This is a genomic window from Staphylococcus hyicus (genome assembly GCF_000816085.1).
GTDB lineage: Bacteria > Bacillota > Bacilli > Staphylococcales > Staphylococcaceae > Staphylococcus > Staphylococcus hyicus.
Genome location: NZ_CP008747.1, coordinates 1,506,611 through 1,528,307 on the forward strand (window position 1 = coordinate 1,506,611; position 21,697 = coordinate 1,528,307).

General features: G+C 34.7%; 21 protein-coding genes and 1 riboswitch. Of the genes, 9 read left to right on the plus strand and 12 right to left on the minus strand.

Features of this window, described 5'->3' with window-relative positions:
* Nucleotides 1–8: 8 nt before the first annotated feature.
* From sucB to brnQ3, 6 genes are all read left to right on the plus strand, one after another.
* Nucleotides 9–1,250 (plus strand): dihydrolipoyllysine-residue succinyltransferase, encoded by a 1,242-nt coding sequence (gene sucB, locus SHYC_RS07210; protein WP_039645794.1) that lies wholly within the window; start codon nt 9–11, stop codon nt 1,248–1,250.
* Nucleotides 1,251–1,518: 268 nt separating this feature from the next.
* On the plus strand, nt 1,519–2,334 hold the full coding sequence (locus tag SHYC_RS07215; protein ID WP_039645796.1) for a VOC family protein: 816 nt from the start codon (nt 1,519–1,521) through the stop codon (nt 2,332–2,334).
* A gap of 11 nt (nt 2,335–2,345) precedes the next feature.
* Nucleotides 2,346–2,549, plus strand: coding sequence for a DUF6501 family protein (locus SHYC_RS07220; RefSeq protein ID WP_039645798.1), 204 nt, complete (start codon nt 2,346–2,348; stop codon nt 2,547–2,549).
* Nucleotides 2,550–2,635: 86 nt separating this feature from the next.
* The gene (locus SHYC_RS07225; RefSeq protein ID WP_039647641.1) at nt 2,636–3,421 is read left to right on the plus strand and encodes an ATP-binding protein; all 786 of its coding nucleotides are present in this window, start codon (nt 2,636–2,638) and stop codon (nt 3,419–3,421) included.
* Between the two features lie 11 nt (nt 3,422–3,432).
* Nucleotides 3,433–5,322: a vWA domain-containing protein gene (locus tag SHYC_RS07230; RefSeq protein WP_039645800.1), complete on the plus strand. Its 1,890-nt coding sequence runs from the start codon at nt 3,433–3,435 to the stop codon at nt 5,320–5,322.
* 120 nt (nt 5,323–5,442) lie between these two features.
* On the plus strand, nt 5,443–6,789 hold the full coding sequence (gene brnQ3, locus SHYC_RS07235) for a branched-chain amino acid-like transporter carrier protein BrnQ3 (RefSeq protein WP_039645802.1): 1,347 nt from the start codon (nt 5,443–5,445) through the stop codon (nt 6,787–6,789).
* Nucleotides 6,790–6,835: 46 nt separating this feature from the next.
* Here the strand turns inward: brnQ3 and SHYC_RS07240 are convergent, their stop codons facing one another.
* The 3 genes from SHYC_RS07240 to SHYC_RS07250 are packed head-to-tail and all read right to left on the minus strand — an operon-like array spanning nt 6,836 to nt 8,950.
* Nucleotides 6,836–8,026, minus strand: coding sequence for a toxic anion resistance protein (locus SHYC_RS07240; protein WP_039645804.1), 1,191 nt, complete (start codon nt 8,024–8,026; stop codon nt 6,836–6,838).
* Nucleotides 8,023–8,658 (minus strand): 5-bromo-4-chloroindolyl phosphate hydrolysis family protein, encoded by a 636-nt coding sequence (locus SHYC_RS07245; protein ID WP_039645806.1) that lies wholly within the window; start codon nt 8,656–8,658, stop codon nt 8,023–8,025. The genes SHYC_RS07240 and SHYC_RS07245 overlap by 4 nt, the downstream gene beginning before the upstream one ends.
* A gap of 22 nt (nt 8,659–8,680) precedes the next feature.
* Nucleotides 8,681–8,950: an acylphosphatase gene (locus SHYC_RS07250; protein ID WP_039645808.1), complete on the minus strand. Its 270-nt coding sequence runs from the start codon at nt 8,948–8,950 to the stop codon at nt 8,681–8,683.
* Nucleotides 8,951–9,341: 391 nt separating this feature from the next.
* Between SHYC_RS07250 and SHYC_RS07255 the strand changes: the two genes are divergently transcribed.
* Nucleotides 9,342–9,650: a DUF1033 family protein gene (locus SHYC_RS07255; RefSeq protein WP_039645810.1), complete on the plus strand. Its 309-nt coding sequence runs from the start codon at nt 9,342–9,344 to the stop codon at nt 9,648–9,650.
* Nucleotides 9,651–9,828: 178 nt separating this feature from the next.
* Nucleotides 9,829–10,029, plus strand: coding sequence for a cold shock protein CspA (gene cspA / locus SHYC_RS07260; RefSeq protein ID WP_001831260.1), 201 nt, complete (start codon nt 9,829–9,831; stop codon nt 10,027–10,029).
* Between the two features lie 445 nt (nt 10,030–10,474).
* Here cspA and lysA read toward each other — a convergent pair whose 3' ends face one another.
* The 8 genes from lysA to SHYC_RS07305 form a co-directional block, all read right to left on the minus strand.
* On the minus strand, nt 10,475–11,740 hold the full coding sequence (gene lysA / locus SHYC_RS07270) for a diaminopimelate decarboxylase (RefSeq protein WP_039645818.1): 1,266 nt from the start codon (nt 11,738–11,740) through the stop codon (nt 10,475–10,477).
* Complete coding sequence (gene alr / locus SHYC_RS07275; RefSeq protein WP_039645820.1) at nt 11,740–12,810, minus strand: alanine racemase; 1,071 nt, start codon at nt 12,808–12,810, stop codon at nt 11,740–11,742. The genes lysA and alr overlap by 1 nt, the downstream gene beginning before the upstream one ends.
* 2 nt (nt 12,811–12,812) lie before the next feature.
* Complete coding sequence (locus tag SHYC_RS07280; RefSeq protein WP_039645822.1) at nt 12,813–13,961, minus strand: M20 metallopeptidase family protein; 1,149 nt, start codon at nt 13,959–13,961, stop codon at nt 12,813–12,815.
* Nucleotides 13,962–14,124: 163 nt separating this feature from the next.
* Entirely contained in the window at nt 14,125–14,844 is a 720-nt protein-coding gene (gene dapD / locus SHYC_RS07285; RefSeq protein WP_039645825.1) for a 2,3,4,5-tetrahydropyridine-2,6-dicarboxylate N-acetyltransferase, read from the minus strand.
* Nucleotides 14,845–14,861: 17 nt separating this feature from the next.
* Nucleotides 14,862–15,584, minus strand: coding sequence for a 4-hydroxy-tetrahydrodipicolinate reductase (dapB, locus tag SHYC_RS07290; protein WP_039645826.1), 723 nt, complete (start codon nt 15,582–15,584; stop codon nt 14,862–14,864).
* Entirely contained in the window at nt 15,581–16,459 is an 879-nt protein-coding gene (gene dapA / locus SHYC_RS07295) for a 4-hydroxy-tetrahydrodipicolinate synthase (protein ID WP_039645828.1), read from the minus strand. Before dapA ends, dapB begins: the two co-directional genes overlap by 4 nt.
* A gap of 22 nt (nt 16,460–16,481) precedes the next feature.
* On the minus strand, nt 16,482–17,465 hold the full coding sequence (locus SHYC_RS07300; RefSeq protein WP_039645830.1) for an aspartate-semialdehyde dehydrogenase: 984 nt from the start codon (nt 17,463–17,465) through the stop codon (nt 16,482–16,484).
* Between the two features lie 113 nt (nt 17,466–17,578).
* A riboswitch (Lysine riboswitch) is annotated at nt 17,579–17,756 on the minus strand.
* Between the two features lie 153 nt (nt 17,757–17,909).
* Entirely contained in the window at nt 17,910–19,517 is a 1,608-nt protein-coding gene (locus SHYC_RS07305) for an ABC-F family ATP-binding cassette domain-containing protein (protein ID WP_039645831.1), read from the minus strand.
* Between the two features lie 155 nt (nt 19,518–19,672).
* Between SHYC_RS07305 and SHYC_RS07310 the strand changes: the two genes are divergently transcribed.
* Nucleotides 19,673–20,581, plus strand: coding sequence for a CvfB family protein (locus SHYC_RS07310; RefSeq protein WP_039645833.1), 909 nt, complete (start codon nt 19,673–19,675; stop codon nt 20,579–20,581).
* Nucleotides 20,582–20,655: 74 nt separating this feature from the next.
* On the opposite strand, the gene SHYC_RS07315 is transcribed toward SHYC_RS07310, so the two are convergent.
* Entirely contained in the window at nt 20,656–21,600 is a 945-nt protein-coding gene (locus SHYC_RS07315; protein ID WP_039645836.1) for a 1-phosphofructokinase family hexose kinase, read from the minus strand.
* Between the last annotated feature and the right edge of the window lie 97 nt (nt 21,601–21,697).

Here is a 21,697-nt window from a genome sequence, read left to right on the forward strand (position 1 = left end):
ATTTGAAAATGGCAGAGGTAAAAGTTCCAGAATTAGCTGAATCTATTACAGAAGGTACCATTGCAGAATGGTTAAAACAAGTTGGTGACACAGTTGAAAAAGGTGAAGCCATTCTCGAATTAGAAACAGATAAAGTCAATGTAGAAGTTGTTTCTGAAGAAGCAGGTACACTTCAAGAATTGTTAGCCAATGAAGGTGACACAGTTGAAGTTGGTCAAGCTATTGCAATCGTTGGTGAAGGTGGCAGTCAAACTACAAAACCATCGTCATCTGAAGAAAAATCTTCAGAAGTACATCACGAGACAACGAAACAAGCGTCAGAGAAATCATCACAAACTGAAAAACAAGAATCAATTTCAAAAGAACGCATCAATGCAACACCATCAGCGCGTCGTGCTGCACGTGAAAAAGGTATTAGCTTAAATGAAGTGAATCGTATCGTTCGTAAAGAAGATGTAGAACGCGGTTCTCAAGAACAAGCTTCAACTAATAGCGATAAAACATCTAAAACTGAATCGAAACCGCAAAGACCATCAACACCTTCAAAACCGGTCATTAGAGAAAAAATGACACGCAGAAAACAAACAGCAGCTAAAAAATTACTCGAAGTTAGTAATCAAACTGCCATGTTAACGACATTTAATGAAGTAGACATGACGAATGTAATGAACCTACGTAAACGCAAAAAAGAAAAGTTTATGGAAGACCATAATGGCACAAAATTAGGTTTCATGTCATTTTTCACTAAAGCTGCAGTCGCTGCATTGAAGAAGTATCCTGAGGTGAATGCAGAAATTGATGGTGACTACATGGTAACGAAACAGTTTTATGATATTGGTGTCGCTGTATCAACGCCAGGTGGTTTACTCGTACCGAATGTTCGTGACTGTGATAAAAAGAATTTTGCTGAAATTGAAGAAGAAATCGCGAACTTAGCTGCCAAAGCGCGCGATAATAAACTTTCTCTCGACGATATGATGAACGGATCATTTACGATTACAAATGGTGGAATTTTTGGTTCAATGATGTCTACACCAATTATAAATGGAAACCAAGCAGCAATCTTAGGCATGCATTCCATTATTACGCGTCCAATTGCAGTCGATGGCGATAAAATTGAAAATCGCCCTATGATGTATTTAGCTTTAAGTTATGATCATCGCATTATTGATGGTAAAGAAGCAGTAGGGTTCTTAAAAACGATTAAAGATTTAATTGAAAATCCTGAAGATTTACTTTTAGAATCTTAAAAGTAACGCGTTAACTTTCCCCACCTACACGTGTGCTAGGTGGGGATTCTTCATATTTACGCATACCATAATTATGATACGCTTTCACTTTTGTAGTATCAACAGTTAAAAGGCGCTTACATCACTGTAGAATGGCAAGAAATTAACATTTAATGTAATAAATTGATTAATCTTATTTATTAAGTTTTAATCTGTCATCTCTACAAAATTAGTGCTTTATGGTACACTAATGCATATATGAAGTGTTGATTAAGGTGGAGGTTGTCTCATGAGTGGTATTCGAAGTGTTACGTTAGCTACAAATGATATAAGTCAAACAATACAATTATTTCATAAAACGCTAGGACTTAATTATAAAAAATATAAAGGGTCTGTTCAATTTGGCGACGGTGAACTCTCACCCGGCACACGTATTCAATTCGTAGAAGTACCAAATGGTTTACAAAGTCCATATCGTCATTTTGAGACGGTTGGCTTAAGAACACCTTCAAATGAAGGGTTAGAACATTATACGCACATTTTAGAAAACGCCGAAATTCACTATTCTGACCCGCGTTTGCTTAATGGTCATGCATATTTTGAATTTAAAGACACTACGCAACAAAACTTTTCAATATTCTCAAATGAACATAATACTGGTATCGGTTTGGGTATGCCTTACGATGAGAGTAATGTTAATCCACTTCATCAAATTCAAGGATTAGGTCCTATTGTCTTAAAAACAAATGAAATCATGGTTACATATTCACTGCTCACTCAAATATTTGATTTCACACCACTGGGTGAATACACAAAGGACCATGAGGAGAATAAAGTCATTGTTTTACATCAAGATAATGGGGGATTAGGTACAGAGGTACATTTATATACACCTTCAACACCTGTGCAATTTCCTGAGGTTGGTATTATAGAACAACTTGAATTTACTGCTCGCGACGAACACCATTTTAACACTGCGATAAAGCAACTTGACTTAAACGAACTTCCTTATCAACAACTTAAAAATGAGCAAGATAATACACGTGCAATTCGTATCAATGATGTGAGCGGCATGTCGTTTATATTAACTCTAGATGAATCTTAAAAGGTGATTATATGTTACATGAAACGTGGAAAGAAAACACGCCAATTAAACAAGTGAAGGTCGTCCATGTGGATGCCAAAAAATTTAAAGTCAGTCATATGTTAACGGTAGGCCAAGTATATAATGTCGTTAATGAAACTGAAGAATATTATCAAATTATTGATAATTCAGGACTAGTAGGTGGCTACTATAAAACGTATTTTGAAGAACTTTAAAATTTAAAAATGTCGAAAAAAACGGGGGTACATTAGTACTCACGTCTTTTTTCTTGTTAAGAAGGGTGAATGAAGTGACACAACAAATGAAACGATATATTAATGCTGATGAAAATGTATTTGGAGATGCAGTAAAGCTATTCCAATTGAATAAAAATATTTTATTAAAAGGTCCTACAGGATCAGGTAAAACAAAGCTTGCAGAAACATTGAGCCAAACACTTAATATACCTATGCATCAAGTAAACTGTTCTGTTGATCTTGATACTGAAAGTTTATTAGGTTTCAAAACGATTAAGACGAACGAAAATGGACAGCAAGAAATTATTTTTATCGATGGACCAGTGATCCAAGCGATGAAACAGGGCCACATTTTATATATTGATGAAATTAACATGGCCAAACCTGAAACGCTACCTATATTAAATGGTGTATTAGACTACAGACGCCAACTAACAAATCCTTTTACTGGTGAAGTCATTAAAGCAGCTGAAGGCTTTAAAGTAATTGCTGCTATTAATGAAGGATATGTCGGCACTTTACCTATGAATGAAGCATTAAAAAATCGCTTCGTAGTTATAAACGTAGACTATATTGATGGTGCAACGTTACACGATGTTATAAAAGCGCAAAGCTTATTGCAAGACTCAAAATTAATTTATCAAATTATAAAATTCAACGAAGATTTACGTACGATGACGAAACAAGGACAACTATCTGAAGAGGCAGCCAGTATTCGTGCACTCATAGATTTGAGCGATTTAGCAACAGCGATTCCAATCGAGCGTGCGATTCAACGGACTATTATAGATAAGTTAGAAGATGAAAGAGAACAACAAGCTGTTCAAAATGCTGTAGAACTAAACTTTTAGAAGGTGACATAATGAGTGATCGTTTTATACTATTTAACGATGAACAGTTAGACGCTATGAAAGTGATGATGTTACAAGATTTATCCCGTTTATTGTTAAAAAATCCGGACACACAAGTTAAAATTCATAAATTCCCATATTATGATGCGATTGAAAACAATGTGATTTGTAGTTCATTTTGGGCGCATCGCCCCGAACATATTGAAAAAACAGGCTTAAAAACAGATGTGTTATTGGCGACTTACAGCTATTTTAATATGTCACCACAAATCGTAAATGAGGTACTAAATAACGAAGAAGGATTTCAGCATCCTAAATTATACAGACAACTTTTTAAACTTATTGAAGAAATGCGCATCCTTCATTTAATCGAAAATGAACGTCCTAGTGCGTCTAAATTGATTCGAACACGGCGTCACATTCGACAACAATATTGTGAAACACAAATTAAGGTATATCGAACTAAAACTATTTATTCAGATTTATTGTTTTTAAATTTAGAATTAGCCTTTTTAACTGAAAACTTTTATGACGTTCCAATTATACACGATGAATTAAGCGGTATCTTACAACATATGTATCACTACTTGCCTGATTTTTTCAACTTAAAACATAGTGAAGATAGCTTATTATTAACACAGCGTATTATGTTTCAAATTGATGAATGGTTATCTGAAGATATGCTGAATGAATATTATCATATTCCACGTCAAGTCTATGAAGCCCTTCGCCATTTAACGCTAGATGATATAAAGCGTATGGATGCAGCTCAAACGGATGGCCAATCTAAAGAGTCAAGCGAAACAAATACAGAATCTCTCGAAACAAAATCCGCTGATAGTGAAACATCTGGAGGCGCATATTTAGAAATGGAACTTCACGAAGGGCAAAATAGTGATGTTTTAAATGATGGTGACACAGCAAGAGAAGGTGATAGTACCGATGACATGACTAACATGGAAGCCAAAAAGGGACAAGGTACTAAAGACAACATTAACCATGAAGATGGCGGTATGATACATGGTCGCCAACCACTCTTGGCATTAACTGGTATCAATCAATATGTAGATATAAAATGGAATACACCAGAAATTAAACCTGAACACATTGCGTCTTATACACAAGTGCAACAATCCATACAATATGAAACACGGGATTTAATACAAATTATTAAAAAGACCATTGATCGTGAATATCAAGACCATCGTAATAATTTGACGAAAGGTCGACTACAAAAAAATTTAATCAACTGGTTTGTAGATGATCAATATAAAGTTTTCTATAAAAAAGCTGATATGAGTCAAACTTTTGATGCAACTTTTACATTATTAATTGATGTTTCCGCTAGTATGCATGACAAAATGGATGAAACCATTAAAGGCGTTGTATTATTTCACGAAACATTGAAAACGCTCAATGTGCGTCATGAAATTCTTGCATTTAATGAAGATGCTTTTGACGCTGATGAAACATATCAACCTAACATTATCGATGAAATCATTCAATACCATCAATCGATTTACCATAGTGAAGCACCTAGAATAATGACCTTAACCCCGCAAGATGATAACCGTGATGGCGTGGCGATTCGTATAGCGAGTGAACGATTGCTAACGCGTGCTGAGCAACAAAAATTTTTAATTGTCTTTTCAGATGGGGAACCTTCGGCATTTAACTATAGTCAAGATGGTATTTTGGACACATATGAAGCCGTAGAAAATAGCCGTAAACTCGGTATTGAAGTGTTTAATGTCTTCTTAAGTCAAAACGCAATAACTGAATCTACAGAACAAACCATTCATAATATATATGGTGCTTTTGCAATTTTTGTAGAAGGTGTTGAAAATTTGCCAAGTTTACTATCACCACTATTAAAAAAACTATTACTTAAAGCATTTTAACGCATTAAAGCTAAAAACGACGAAAATATTTTCAAATTTTCTGAATTCTTATAGACGTCTATATATATTATGTGATAGAATGAGACATAAATTTTAAAAGTTGATTGAAGGAGTAGCAATATGAACAAAAATACACTTGTTATTGGGTTTATGTTATTTGCGATATTTTTTGGTGCAGGTAACTTGATTTTCCCACCAAATTTAGGCCTTTCAAGCGGCCAATATTTCTGGCCATCTATTTTAGCCTTTGTTTTAACAGGTATAGGTCTTCCGCTATTGGGAATAGTAGTAGGGGCACTTGATAAACAAGGTTATGTAGGTGCTATTAATAAAATCCACCCAGGATTTTCGATCTTATTTTTAGTTGCCATTTATTTAACAATTGGTCCATTGTTTGCGATTCCACGTACAGCATCTACGTCTTTCGAAATGACAATCACACCGATTATTGGCACGAGTAATCCTATCGCCTTATTAATATTCACAATTATTTATTTTGCGATTGTGCTTTACTTATGTTTAAATCCTGGCAAAATCGTAGACCGTATTGGTGCAATCTTAACGCCATTACTGCTCATTACGATACTTGCAATGATTGTTAAAGGTTTCATCGATTTTGGTGGTCAACCGAACAACCAAGCAGACCCTGAAGTGTATACCTCTAATTTAGCTGGTTTTTCTAAAGGTTTTACTGATGGTTATTTAACAATGGATGCCATCGCAGCAATTGCTTTCTCAATGATTGTAATTAATGCTATTAAAGCAACAGGTGTTAAACATGCGAATCAAATTTTTAAACAAACAGCATTAGCTGGCTTAATTGCTGCTTTTGCATTAGCAGTTATTTATATTTCATTAGGATTTATCGGCAATCATATTGTTTTATCTGAGGCGACGATGAACAAACTCGTAGCGAATGATCAAAACATTGGAGCATATTTGCTTGTAACCATGGCAAATACCGGCTATGGTGCATTCGGGAAATACCTTCTTGGAATTATTGTTGCATTGGCTTGTTTAACAACTGCTTGTGGTTTAGTTGTTGCAGTTAGTGAATATTTCCATAAATTATTTCCAAAAATATCTTACAAATTTTTTGTAATCATCTTTACACTTATCAGTTTATTCTTATCTAATTTAGGATTAAATGATGTGATCAAACTGTCTGTACCTGTGCTATCAATTATTTATCCAATCGCGATTACAACGGTTTTACTCATTTTAATTGCGCGTTTTATTCCAACACGACGCATTACACAACAAATTACCGTTGCCGTAATTTCACTCGAATCTATTCTTAGTGTAATACACGCAAATGGTTGGGCAAACCTTAGCTTTATTAGCAAATTACCATTACATCAATTCGCTTTAGAGTGGTTCCCAATCATGGTCGTAACACTCATCATTGCATATATCATTGGAGCGTTTATCAAAAAGTCAGACATTATCGTATATGAAAAAGAATAAAACAATAACGCCCTCAATCATTTTATTGATGATTGAGGGCGTTATATTATGACTGTTCATATAAATCAGTTTGCTTGCGGTGCGTTTCAGCATCACCGAGACGCTCTCTTAAATTCGCCTCTAATTGTTGCAAGTCCTTTTCAGCTTGCATGCGTTTCTGTCTTCCTTCAGCTTGAATTTGGAGTGTCTCTTCAATCGTTTGAATAATATTGTCCTGTGTCGTCTTCAATGTTTCAATATCCACAATACCACGCTCATTTTCCTCAGCCGTAATACGTGCATTTTGTTTTAACATTTCTGAGTTTCTTAGAAGTATTTCATTCGTAGTATCCGTCACTTGCTTTTGAGCAACAGCTGCTTTATTTTGACGTTGTAGCGTGAGTGCAATAGCCATTTGATTTTTCCATAATGGAATACTAGTTAATATAGAACTTTGTATTTTTTCAGCTAGTGCTTGGTTAATATTTTGAATCATGCGTATTTGTGGCGCTGATTGTAATGTAATTTGACGTGACAATTGTAAATCATATATGCGTTTTTCTAATCGGTCTACGAATTGCTCCATATCCGCAACATCTTGGACAGCCATTTGATTTTCAGTTTGATTTACTTTTGCACGCATATCAGGTAACACTTGGGTAACGATTTCTTGTTTTTTTTCTTCGGCTGCTGCAATATATAAATTTAGTACATCATAATAATCTTTATTTTGAGTATACAGTTGATCTAATAACTTGATATCTTTAACGAGTAATGATTTGTTTTTATCGAGTTCAACAGAAATGCGATCCACTTGCGCACTCACAGATTGCATACGGGAAAAGAGTTGTTGCATTGAATTTTTAGAACGTTTAAACCACTTTTTCAAAATACCATCATCTTTTTGAGACAATTCTTCTGGGTTGACTTCTTTTAATTTTTTCATCAAGTTTTCTAAAGTATCCCCAATAGGTCCAACATCTTTTGACTGAATTTCATTTAACATCTGATGGGAGAATTGAGAAAGGTGAGATTGTGCATTTGAGCCAAAATGTAATAAACTGTCATGATCTAAAGGTTTAATTTGTTGCGATAAACTTTTTATTTTATCTTGATCTTCCTTAGAAAATTGTGGCTGTTTTTCATGCATTGCTTCTATATGAGCATGTTTAGGTTTCACATCATTACTATCAAATGAATTAAAATATTGATCTAGAGGATGACCTTGATCCACTTTAGAATTGTCATATTCTCTCATTTTTTATGCTCCATTTCTTTGCGTTTTTGATAAATTTTATTAAGTTTCATCTCAGTGTCTAATTGATTATAATCTTGTGCATTCACTTCTTTTAAGTCCGCTACTAAATTTCTTCTTACTTCTTCTAATGTGATGCGTGTTTGTTGCAACATTTGACGTTCTTCCGTTGACTTTACAGGCATTTTAGCTAGTCGTGTGTAACTTTCTATTAAATTCAAGGCATTGTCTATATGTGTGTAATAAAAACTTTCAATATTATAGAAAAGGTCTGGTCTTTGTCGTACAGTCGCATTTACTGTTCGAGAAATACGATAAATATCATTTACAAGCTTAAAATCATTAATAGAACGAACATTGATAAATGTTTTGAAAATACGTTTAATTTTACCTTGTGTCGTATGAATTTGATGCGTAATATATCGATAGTCCTTACGCGTTAAATTTAATTCCTTCAAGTAACTTCTTGATGTTAATCTTTGAGTAGGGATATATCCAATAATAAATCCAGCTGATCCAATTAAGATATCATAAATAAACATAATATCTAACGTAAAAATACTTGTTAAAAAAGCACCAATAGCTACTGGAATGCCTACAAGTCCTCCAAAAAGTCTTGAAATTTGATATTTCATAGTCATCTTCCTTCATTTATCATCATACTGCTTTAAATTCCTTTAAAGTCGTATCTATTTCTTTAGTTTCAACTGTATAATCAGTAACATCAGACGCAGGAGAAGCACCGTTTATAACAGCATCTGTGAATAACTTTAAGTTATTAGCAGACCCTTGTGCATCGACTTCTACAAAATCTTGAACATTTTTTACATAGCCAACGATATCATATTTATGGGCTAATCTTTGGGTGAAATAACGAAAACCGACACCTTGAACACGTCCATATACTCTGATGAAATTATGTTTCATAACTACCACCTCTTACATTAATTATACGTATTTTCGAACTTAAAAACTAATAATTTGCCAAACCAAAGCAACAAAATTGTACTATACAAAATAATGGTACGTTAGCAGTGCACTAACATGGTAACATTCGCTAATAGTCACATTTCATTAAGCAATTTTTGTGCAATTTCATATCAAATTCGTTTAATCTATATATATGTAGAAATAATACGTGCGTTCATATAGTAAAATCGCATGATTATGAGCAATTTTTACGCTGCATATGATTTTTAAATTGTTTAACTGCTTACATCAATTAAAAAGTGGAATCCTTATTGTTACACTTGCAATTTCATACAAAAAAGCTTATTTTGATAGTTATTACCACTTGCACGAATAGGGGGCTAAATCAATGTGGGAAGTTGTAAAAATACGCACCGATTATGAGGGATGGTGGCTGTTTGACGATTGGAGAGACTTTCGTATCGAAACTTACTACTTTGAGACATACGCTTCATTTATCAATACATACGCACATTTGATTAAAGAGGCACAAGCATCTTATGATAATTGCATCGTAGGTAAGTACCATATGTATGCATTTTATAATAATTGTGATATGAATTATTGTGAACATTGTGATGAAGATCTCCAAATATTTGATAGCTTTATCATATTAAACAATGAAAAAATTTATTATAATCTACCTTTAATTGACTAATTTAAAAAATTTCATTTCGATATTGCAAATAGTGTAGTGTTCACGTATAATAGTTTTTAAGCAATGGCATTATTCCATATTGCAAAGAATATTTTCATGCTTTATATGGTTAAAATAGTATTTTTTGTAATATGCGAATAACGCATATTGAATTTTAGTCTTGGAGGTTTCACAGATTATGAAACAAGGTACAGTAAAATGGTTTAACGCTGAAAAAGGTTTTGGTTTTATCGAAGTTGAAGGTGAAAACGATGTATTCGTACACTTCTCAGCAATTAACCAAGAAGGTTACAAATCATTAGAAGAAGGTCAATCAGTTGAATTTGAAGTAGTTGAAGGCGACCGCGGTCCACAAGCTGCAAACGTTGTAAAACTATAATAAATAGATGCAATATTGACTAATACAAAACAGTGAGGACTGCTTCACTGTTTTTTTATTTTTATTAAAGCCGTCTCCATACCAACGAGATATCTTCAATGAAAAAGCCCATCCTAAACTCGGAGAACACGTTCCATGTTTATTTACGTTTGTCCTGTCCATTATATGAAACTGTGACATAGTAGCTCTTGTCATTATAATAGCCACCAAAATTCATATCGTATTTATGAATTTTGGTGGCTATCATTATTAATGTTTATAAACAACGTAAAGTGATGACGTCGAGGGGGTAAGGTGAAAAACTATGAAACATTTATTTTGATTTTTTAGTTGAAACGTCTCAAGCATTTTCCGAAACCGAAACACCTTATAAATAAGAGATATAAAAGCACGACCTTGGGAAACTTTTAAAACGAGAAAATCTATGGCTCAGTCCCAAGCGCTATTACCTTATATCATTGATTATCAATTGACGCAAAGATTGTCTTTTTATGACTTCTCTGGCTTTGCCATTACATACGAAAAACACTGCAGGTTTTTGAATTTGATTATAGTTTGATGCCATACTGTAATGATAAGCACCGGTAGATAATACTGCAAGATAATCGCCACGTTGAACACTTTTTGGTAGTTTTGCTTCGTGAATTAAAATATCACCCGATTCACATAATTTCCCTGCAATTGAAACCGTTTCTTCAGTTTTTTCTTCACGATTGACAAGCATTACATTATATTTTGCGTCATAGAGCGCTGTACGAATATGATCACTCATACCTCCATCTACTGAAACATATTTATTCACCTGGGGAATTTCTTTAATCGAACCCACTTCATATAATGTAACACCTGCTTCAGCAACAATTGACCGCCCAGGTTCAATACTAATTGTAGGGAGTACGTAGCCTAAATCTAAACAAGTTGATTTAATATTCTCCACAATTTCAGGAATACCTTTTTCAATATTAAATGCACAATCTCCATCTACATACTTTACGGCAAAGCCGCCACCAATATTTAACATATCTATGTAAATTTGAGAATTATGAAGCCAGTTGAGAACAATTTTAGCTGTTTCTTTCATGCCTGTAGTTTCTTCAATTTGTGAGCCAATATGAAAGTGTATGCCTTTTAGACGAAGATGCTTACTTTGTTGCACCAATTCAACACCTTTATTGGCTAATCCATGTTTAATAGATAAGCCGAATTTACTTTTTTCTTGTCCTGTTTGAATAAATTCATGAGTGTGCGCTTCTACACCTGGGTTCACACGTAAAAGTACATCAACCGGTTTAGTCGCACACCTATCAATTAACGCAATTTCATCAAGACTATCTACAACAAAATAACCTATATCACTTTTTAAAGCGTATTGGATTTCTTCTAACGTTTTGTTATTCCCATGAAAATGTATACGTTGAGGATCAAATCCAGCTTCAATTGCGGTATAAAGTTCACCTATAGAGACCACATCTAAGTCAAATTTTTCCTCATCAGCTAACTTAACCATTTGAATACAAGTAAAGGCTTTCGACGCATAAGATAAAACATAATCCACACCCACGTTTTGAAAAGCACGATGATAGCGTCTCATTTGATTTCTAATATATGTTTCATCATAAACAATGGTCGGAGTGCCAAAGCTCTGTGCAAGCGTTTTTAAATTAGTATGACCTAAAGTCAGTTCACCATTATTATTGTATTGTATTGTCATTACAAATACTCCTTTTTTAAAGAATTTACATTTAGCGCGCTTAACTGCTCAGAGTTTGCACCAACGCCTTTAAACGTATAATCGTCAATTCGTAAAATATCATTGTAAATGATAACCTCATCTTCAGGCTCTACAGTATCATCGACTTCCACAAACATGTGACTCATCATCAATGCACGAATAGGGTAGCGTTTTCCATTAATAAGTACATCGTGTTGTGCACGCGTTCTCAATATCCCATCACCATATCCAATATCAATCACTGCCAATTTCGTATCATCATTCTCCACGGTATAAGCAAAGCTATATCCACAATGTTCACCTTTTTGAACAGTTCTAACTTGAATCACTTGAGCTTTTACCTTAAGTGATTGCTTAATTTGATGACGAGGAACCTTAGAATAAGGTCGCGATCCATATAGTGCAATACCTACACGCGCATGAGTATGATGTGGCAAGATGCCGTATTCTCTATAGTAACTTGCACTATTTTGAGCATGTATATATTTAAATTCGAAACCTGCTTGAAGGAGTGTCTCAACGAGAGTAATCCAATTGTGTTTTTCAATATCATACTCATCTACATCAAATTCATCTGCATATCCGAAGTGCGTCCATAATCCTGCCACAATCATTTTATTGTTTTCATTTTTAAAATGGTCTTGAAGTACTTCTTGAATTTCTTCTAGATTTTTAAAACCCGATCGATGTAACAAATTTTCATATTCCAAATGTACATGTATTCCCCACAACTCTTTTTTATATTTCTCATAATAGGATTTAGATGGAAGGGTGACATGAATTTTATAGTCTCGTAACACATCAAATTGCTGGGATGGGTTCATTAAAAATATCGTTGCTGTTGGTGCAAGTTTTCTTATTTGAACCGCTTCAGAAAGAGAAGTCGTACTAAATGTATCAATACCTTCTTTCATAAATATCTTTACAGCAAATGCCAAGCCATAATGGTATGCGTTATTTTTAACTACAGCCATAATATTATGATGTTGTTTCACATTTTGAATATTTTCACGAAAAAGTTGCGTGTTTACTTGCCATATTGCTGTCATTCTTACACCTCATTGTAATTCATTAACAATCGTTGATAATAATCCGCAACACGGATTAAAATATGTTCATCAAAATTTAAGTGTGGGGTGTGTAATCCACTTACATACTGTTTTAATTCATTTTTAGTCCCTACAAAAACAAAATAACTTGGGGCTACCTGACCATAAAAGCTAAAATCTTCACCAAATAAGTAGGGTGTTTCATTTTCTATAACTGTATTGCCATTAAATTCAATACTGTCTACAACATATTTCTTTAAACTTGGATCATTCATCGTAGGTGGATATCCCTCAGCAAATGTCACATCACATTTTACATTGAATAAATGATGCACGCTTTCAGAAATTTTTTGCATTTGGTTTTTTATCACTGCTAAATCATTCATACTGTAGGTGCGAATGGTTCCTTCTAAATAGCCATTCGATGGAACAGTATTAATGGCTTCACCTGCTTTAAAATGGCCAACATGTACAATATTTCGTTGAAGCCCATTGAGATGATATTGTTGTATTTGAGCCAATTGCGTAATGACATGATGCAATGCTTCACCTGCAGAACGCCCTTGTTCTTTATTTGCAACATGACTCGATTGACCTTCTAAATAAAAACGATACTCCGTCGCACTTGCTGTAATCTCATCATTTCGAATGGCTATAGTACCTTCATTTATAAAGGGCATGATGTGGACGCCATAAATTGCGTTGATTTGGTATTGTGCGAGTGCGTTTGATTTAATGAGAAGGTTGGCGCCACCACCTGATTCCTCAGCTGGTTGAAAGATAAACACTACATTGTGAGGTAATTTCCCAGCATCAAATAGTGCTTTACAACGTTTTACAAATAACATTAGAGCTGTGGTATGACCATCATGACCACATGCATGCATTTTATTGTCATATTGACTCCGATAATCTACAGTATTTTGTTCGTGAATTGGTAACGCATCAATATCTGCGCGAAAAGCTAATGTGTGATGACTATTTCCTTCAAGATAACCAATAATTCCCGTTTTCAAAGGGCGTTGGTAGGGAATATTCAGTTCTTTTAAAAATGATTCAATATACTTTGTTGTTTCATATTCTTCTAAACTCAACTCGGGATGTTGATGCAAATATCTACGGTGCATTGTTACAAATTGAAGTTCGTCCATTTCTTTTCACCTCTACTTATGTATAAAGAGGGGCGCAGTTAAGCGTAAGACAACTTTGTCGACTTAACACGCTGCACCCCACGGAGTAAATTAATACACGTATGTGATTCATTTTATAAAAACGTTTAAAAATACAGTACTTTACAGTAACACTTTTAGAGTGTTAATCATTTAAATTGCGTAGTGCTGCTACAATTTCACGTTTAGAATCTTTGACTTCATGCGATTGTTTAATCACCTTAGCTGGCGTACCAGCTACAACTGCGCCAGCAGGAACATCCTGCGTAACAATAGCACCAGCAGCCACTATTGCACCTTTGCCGACACGTACACCTTCTAAAATGACAGCATTTGCACCAATGAGCACATGATCTTCAATAACAACTGGTTCGGCACTTGGTGGTTCAATCACACCCGCTAAGACAGCACCAGCACCAACATGTACGTGTTTACCCGTTATCGCGCGTCCACCTAATGTCGCGTTCATGTCAATCATCGTTCCTTCACCGACTACTGCTCCAATATTAATTGTGGCTCCCATCATCACCACAGCACCATCACCAATCACTGCGTGTTCTCTAATAAACGCACCGGGTTCAATTCGCGCATTTGTGTTTGTTAAATCTTTTAACGGAATTGCTGAATTCCTACGATCCATCTCAATTTCTACATCTTCTATCAACATATGATTTTCCTCATAAAATGCCTTCCAATCATCTGCTTCACAAAAAATGATTTTTGAATTTTCAGCGCCAAATACATTAAAAGTATCTGGAAACTGTACTTCACTAAATTCACCATTAATATATACTTTAATTGGTGTAGATTTTTTCGCCTCACTAATATAGTTAATAATTTCTTCAGCTGTAAAGTTTTGTACCATAGTAGGTGTCACTTCCTTTATAAATGATCAAATGTATAATACCCATTTTCTTTATTGATTAATTTTGCTGCTGCATTTAAAGCACCATTCGCAAATATATCTTTAGACTGCGCACGATGTGTTATTGTAATCGTTTCATCAATGCCAGCGAAAAGCACGTCATGTTCACCTACAATTGTGCCACCACGTATGGCATGCACACCGATTTCATCAGCATTTCGTTTTTCTGTTTTTTCATGACGATCATATACAGGATAACTTTGTTCGCGTAAATCTTTAATTACATCATAAAGTTTAACAAGAGTACCACTAGGCGCATCTACCTTTTTATTATGGTGCGCCTCAGTGAGTTCTATATCATAATCACTTAATAGCGGTACCGCCACTTCTAATAGTTTAGTGAGCACATGCACACCATAACTCATATTAGCACTGAAAAATACCGGCATATGTTCACTTACGTCTTTTAATTTTGAGGTAATACGTTCCTTTTCACCTGTAGTTGCAACTACTAATGGTAGTTTAAACGTATCTTCCAACAAAGGTAGTAATAAGTCTGGATGTGAAAAATCTATGGCGACATCTGCAAATTCAACGTCACTTAATTTACTATATATCGGGTAGGGGATATCGCGATTTTGATTTTTTAATATGACTCCTATAATATGATGCCCTTGTTCTTCTGCTAATCGTGCAACACGTTGATTCATTGCACCGTAACCTATCAATAAGATATTCAAGTTTCAACACCTTCTTTAAATTGATGATAAACTGCTTTTAATTGTGCTTGTTCTTTGTCATTTAAAGGAACCAGAGGAAGACGTACTTCATATTGACCATATCCTTCGAGTGCAGCTAAGTATTTAATTGGTACAGGATTAACATCAACACTCATTGCATCTAACAGTTGTGCAATTGGTTTAAACAACTGTGCTCTTGATGCCTGATTAGTATAAACTTCTTGAATTGCTTTAGGGATAACATTTGCTACTACTGAAATAACGCCATGGCCACCTCGATTATAATATTCAACAATATTGTCATCATTACCGCTATATAAAGCAAACTTAGTAGTGTCAATTTGTCGTTGAATTTCATTTAAATAATCAAAATCATTTGTAGCATCTTTCAATGCCACGATATATGGATGTTTACTTAAATGCACGAGTGTTTCAACTTCAATCGTGGAATTTGTACGCGTTGGAACATTATATAAAATAACAGGTAGTTCAGCGGCATTAGCAATCGTTTCAAAATGAGCAATAAGACCACGTTGACTTGTTTTTAGATAATAGGGTGTAATCAACATAATCGCATCTGCGCCAAGTGCTTTAGCACGTAATGAGGCTTGAATTGAATATGCTGTATTGTTCGTCCCTGTGCCCACAATAATAGGCACGCGAGATGCATTTTCTTCAATGACAGTTTTTAAAATGTTATCTTTTTCATCTTGCGTGAGTGTTGGATTCTCAGCAGTTGTACCGTTTACAACTATCGACTGAATACCTTGATTTATTAAATCATTAACTTGTTTACGAATGGCTGGATAGTCAACTTGATGGTTTGAAAATGGGGTGATTAAAGCAACACCCGTGCCTTCAAAAATATACGTCATAATATCTGACTCCCTTCAAAAATTACCCTTTTAATTTCAATACTTGCTCAAGCACCTGTACTGCATTTAATGCCGCACCTTTAAGTAAGTTGTCAGACGTACACCAAATATGAAATGTATTTTCTAAAGAGTCATCTTGACGAATACGTCCTACAAAAACATCGTCTTTCCCCGTTGAGTTCATCGCCAATGGATAAGCATTGTTTCGAGGATCATCGACTAAAACCACACGATCATCTTTATCAAATAATGTACGAATTTCTTCAACAGTTGTTGGTTTTTGAAGCGTGACATTCATATGAACGCTATGACTATCTTGTACAGGTACACGCACACAAGTCGCTGTTACTTTTAAATCGGGTAAATTTAAGATTTTTCGCGTTTCGTCTATCATCTTTTGTTCTTCTTTTGTATAGTCGTTGTCTAAAAAGGCATCAATATGCGGTAATACATTATTATAAATAGGGTGGGGATAAGCTTTAGGTGCAGCACCTGTTGCACCATCTTCTAAATCTTTTTTACCTTGCATCCCTGACCCTGATACAGCCTGGTATGTTGTATAAGCAACACGTTTTAAACCAAATGTGTCTTGAAGAGGTTTTAAAGGTACGACAGATTGAATCGTCGAACAGTTAGGATTTGCGATAATACCACGTCGAAAAGTCGGTTCATTCACTTCTGGTACAATCAAATCAATATCTTCTGTCATACGCCACTGACTTGAATTATCTATGACAATTGCGCCATGTTTTTCAAAAAGTGGGGCAAACCGTTTACTTGTTCCACCGCCCGCACTCATCAACACATAATCAAATTGACTATCAGTTGCCGCTTCAGTCAATTCTTGAACAGTGTAGGTTTGGCCTTTAAATGTTACTTCTTGGCCTGCTGAACGCTTAGAAGAAAATAATACCAATTCATCAAAATGAATGTTTTTACGTTCAATTGTTTCTAAAATTTTAGTTCCTACTAATCCTGTTGCACCTACAACTGCTAATTTTGTCATGTTTATTCACTCCATTTGTATGTATTTAGACATTACTTGAGATCATTCATTTATAGATAGGGCACCAATATATAAAAAAACAAGTTCGGTGTGCGAACTTGTTTAAGAATATATACAAGTGATGCACTCCATTATCCGTAAATAATGACAGACTCTTAGCTCTTAACCACAGAATCCAACAAACAGTTTCTGCAAATCCTGTTTATTTCGGCATCTCACCCTTTGGATATATCATGCTTGCAGGCAATAAACGATATATCTACTTATGATTGATGCGCCTCATCAGTAATGATTTATTTGTTATGTTTATCATTATACATAGCAGCACTTCTCATGTAAACAGAAAAGGGCGATTTTTTAAAATTTACTGAAAACTTATACCTATAAAAACGGCATGGGCACTCACATTTGAAAAATTTTAGCCCACACCGTTATCTTTATGAATTATTTCTTTTTTAATAAACCTTTTTCTTCTAAATAACGTTCATATGAAATTTCTTTAGATAAACTTCCAGGTTCATCAAGATCAATCACACGATTGGCAATGGTATTGATGAATTCGAAGTCATGAGAAGTAAAGATTAAAGAACCTTTAAATGATTTCAACCCTTCATTGACTGATGTAATACTTTCTAAATCAAGATGGTTTGTAGGTTCATCAAGTAATAATACATTTGCGCTTGAAAGCATCATTTTACTTAACATACAACGTACTTTTTCTCCACCTGAAAGTACACTTGCTTTTTTCTTAACTTCCTCACCGCTAAACAACATACGACCTAAAAAGCCACGTAAAAATGTTTCCGTTTGCTCATCTTCAGGTGCATATTGACGTAACCATTCAACTAGGTCCATATTCACATTATCAAAGTACTCCGAATTGTCTTTAGGGAAGTAACTTTGAGATGTTGTGACACCCCATTTTACTGAACCTTCATCTGGCGCCATTTCTCCAGATAAGATTTTTAAAAGCGTTGTTTTAGCAATCTCACTTTGACCTATTAAAACTGCTTTATCATTAGGGTTCATTGTAAATGAAATATTATCTAAAACTTTTTCTCCATCAATTGTTTTAGAGATATTTTGAACAAACAACAAATCGTTACCAATTTCACGTTCTGGCGTAAATTTAACGAATGGATATCGACGTGATGACGGTTGGATATCATCTAATTCAATTTTTTCTAATTGTTTTTTACGACTCGTTGCTTGCTTAGATTTAGAAGCGTTCGCAGAGAAACGCGCAATAAAGTCTTGAAGCTCTTTCATTTTTTCTTCTTTTTTCTTATTTTGTTCTTGCGCCATTTTTTGTGCCAATTGACTAGATTGATACCAAAAATCATAATTCCCGACATAAATCTTGATTTTACCAAAGTCTAAATCAGCAATATGTGTACATACATTATTTAAGAAATGACGGTCATGCGACACGACAATGACAGTATTGTCAAAATTAATTAAAAAATCTTCTAACCAACTAATCGCTTGGATATCAAGTCCATTTGTAGGCTCATCGAGTAATAGTACATCGGGTTCGCCGAATAAACTCTGTGCAAGCAATACTTTAACTTTTTGGTTATTTTCTAACTCAGACATTTTTTTATCATGTAAGTCCGTCGCAATACCCAAACCAGATAAGAGGGTAGCCGCATCAGATTCAGCATTCCAGCCGTTCATCTCTGCAAATTCACCTTCAAGTTCTGCAGCTCGAATACCATCTTCATCACTAAAATCAGGCTTCATGTAAATCGCATCTTTTTCTTGCATTACTTCAAACAAACGCTCATGACCTTTAATGACAACATCTAACACACGCTCATCTTCGTATGCAAAGTGATCTTGTTTTAACACAGCTAAACGTTCATCTTTCCCTAGTGAGACATGACCCGTTTGAGAATCAATTTCTCCTGAAAGAATTTTTAAAAAAGTAGACTTACCCGCACCATTTGCGCCAATCAAACCATAACAGTTTCCAGGTGTGAATTTTATATTAACATCTTCAAATAATTTACGATCACCAAAACGTAAACTAACATCGGTAACTTGTAACATGCATTTTCTCCTTTATACATTAATACTAACGGGTGCATTATACCATATATTTAGAAGGGTTTCGACATGATTTGCCGTTAGTTAAAGCGAACACTTAATGCTTCTACCTTTGACTCATGATATAATAGTATTAATCAAATTATGAGGAGATAATTATGTCTTTTAAAGAAAATGAAATCGTTGGGACTATAGACTTTTTAGAAGTAAAAGCACTAGAAGGATCAACATATATATTAGAAGGACCAAATAAAGAAAGAGTAAAATTAAATCCATCAGAGATTAACGACGATGATGATTTAGAAATAGGTGAATCCTACAGTTTCTTTATTTTCCCTAATAGATCTGGGGAACTTTTCGCTACTCAAAATATGCCTGATATCACGGTAGGGCGTTACGACTTTGTAAATGTGATTAGTACGGATCGTGACGGTGCACGTGTCGATGTGGGCTTACCCCGCGAAGTTTTAATACCATGGGAAGATTTGCCTAAAATCAAATCATTATGGCCACAAAAAGGAGATGCCGTTCTCTGTACACTACGTATTGACCGTGAGCGACAAATGTTTGCGCGTTTAGCCTCAGAAACGACAGTGCAACAAATGTTTACACCTATTCATGATGACCAATTTCAAAATAAGGTTATATCAGCACGACCATATCGACTCTTACGTGTAGGTACTTTTTTACTTTCAGAAAAAGGGCACAAAATTTTTGTTCATGAATCTGAAAGACGTGAGGAACCAAGATTAGGAGAAGCGATGCAAGTACGCATTATAGGTTTTAATGAAAAAGGAGAATTAAATGGATCATTTTTACCATTAGCACATGAACGTCTTGATGATGATGGTGAAAAAATTATTCAGCTCCTGATGGAATACGAAGGGGAATTACCATTTTGGGATAAATCAAGCCCTGAAGCTATTAAAGAAGTGTTTAATATGAGCAAAGGTGCATTTAAACGTGCAATTGGACATTTATATAAAAAACGACTCATCAATATTGAAACAGGTAAAATTGTTCTTACTAAAAAAGGGTGGGCTCACGTTCAAGATAATCAAGCTTAATAGATGACACGTAGCATATATTTAAAAAATCCTTCAAAGGTCAATTACTGACCTTTGAAGGATTTTTTATGACATTATAGATGACTAATGGTGATTTGAGATAACAAACTTTCAAAATCATCAAGATTAATTTTTCCAGTTTCATGTTGCATGGCATTCGACATGCCTGCTGCCATTGCGTGTTTAGTGGCCGATATAATATCGGAAGACTGTGTTAACCCTGAACAAAAACCTGCGATTGAACTATCTCCAGAACCAACAGCATTCACTGCATTTATTTCGGGAATGTTGACTTGATAAAACTGGTCTTGATGCTTTAACAGTGCACCATCTTTACCAAGTGTCACAAGAATGTTTGACAGATCATTAAATAGCGGTTTTTTCAATGCCTCTTGTAATCCTTGCATAGAAAAATGACCGTTATAACCAGTTAATTCCGCTATTTCTTCTTCATTAGGTTTGATGAGATCCGGTTTAAAAGACGTATGATCATTTAAAATCGTTGCTAATGTCGCACCATTCACATCTAAAATAACAAATTTATTTTGACGTTTGGCAATTTCAATTAACTTTTGGTAAATCGATACCGTTAAACCCGGTGGGATACTTCCTGAAATAACAATAATATCATACGCTTGAACTAGTGTTTCATAAAAAATAAGAAATTGGTCTTGAACTGATAATTCCAATTGAGTTCCGCTTTCTAATATTTCTGTTTGTGCATCCGGTGTTATCATAGCAATACAAAAGCGTGATTCTACACCACTATCTAAAAATTTGTGAGGAATATGAAGTCGATCCAACTGTTGTTTAATAAATAATCCTGATGTCCCACCTAAGATACCGCTAGCAGTAACATCAATACCCAATTGATGCGCTACACGCGTCACATTAAGTCCTTTACCTCCAGCAGTTTTTGACACTTGAGAAACGCGATTTGTCGTATCGATTCGTATTGCATCCATATGATAACTAATATCAATGGAAGCATTTAATGTCACGGTTAATACTTTTTTCATTCCACTCATCCTTGCTATTTTATTAATATGCATGTTTGTTTTTGTTCGATTTTGTTGTTTATATGTTTAATATATAGTGATGAAGTGTTTAAGTCAA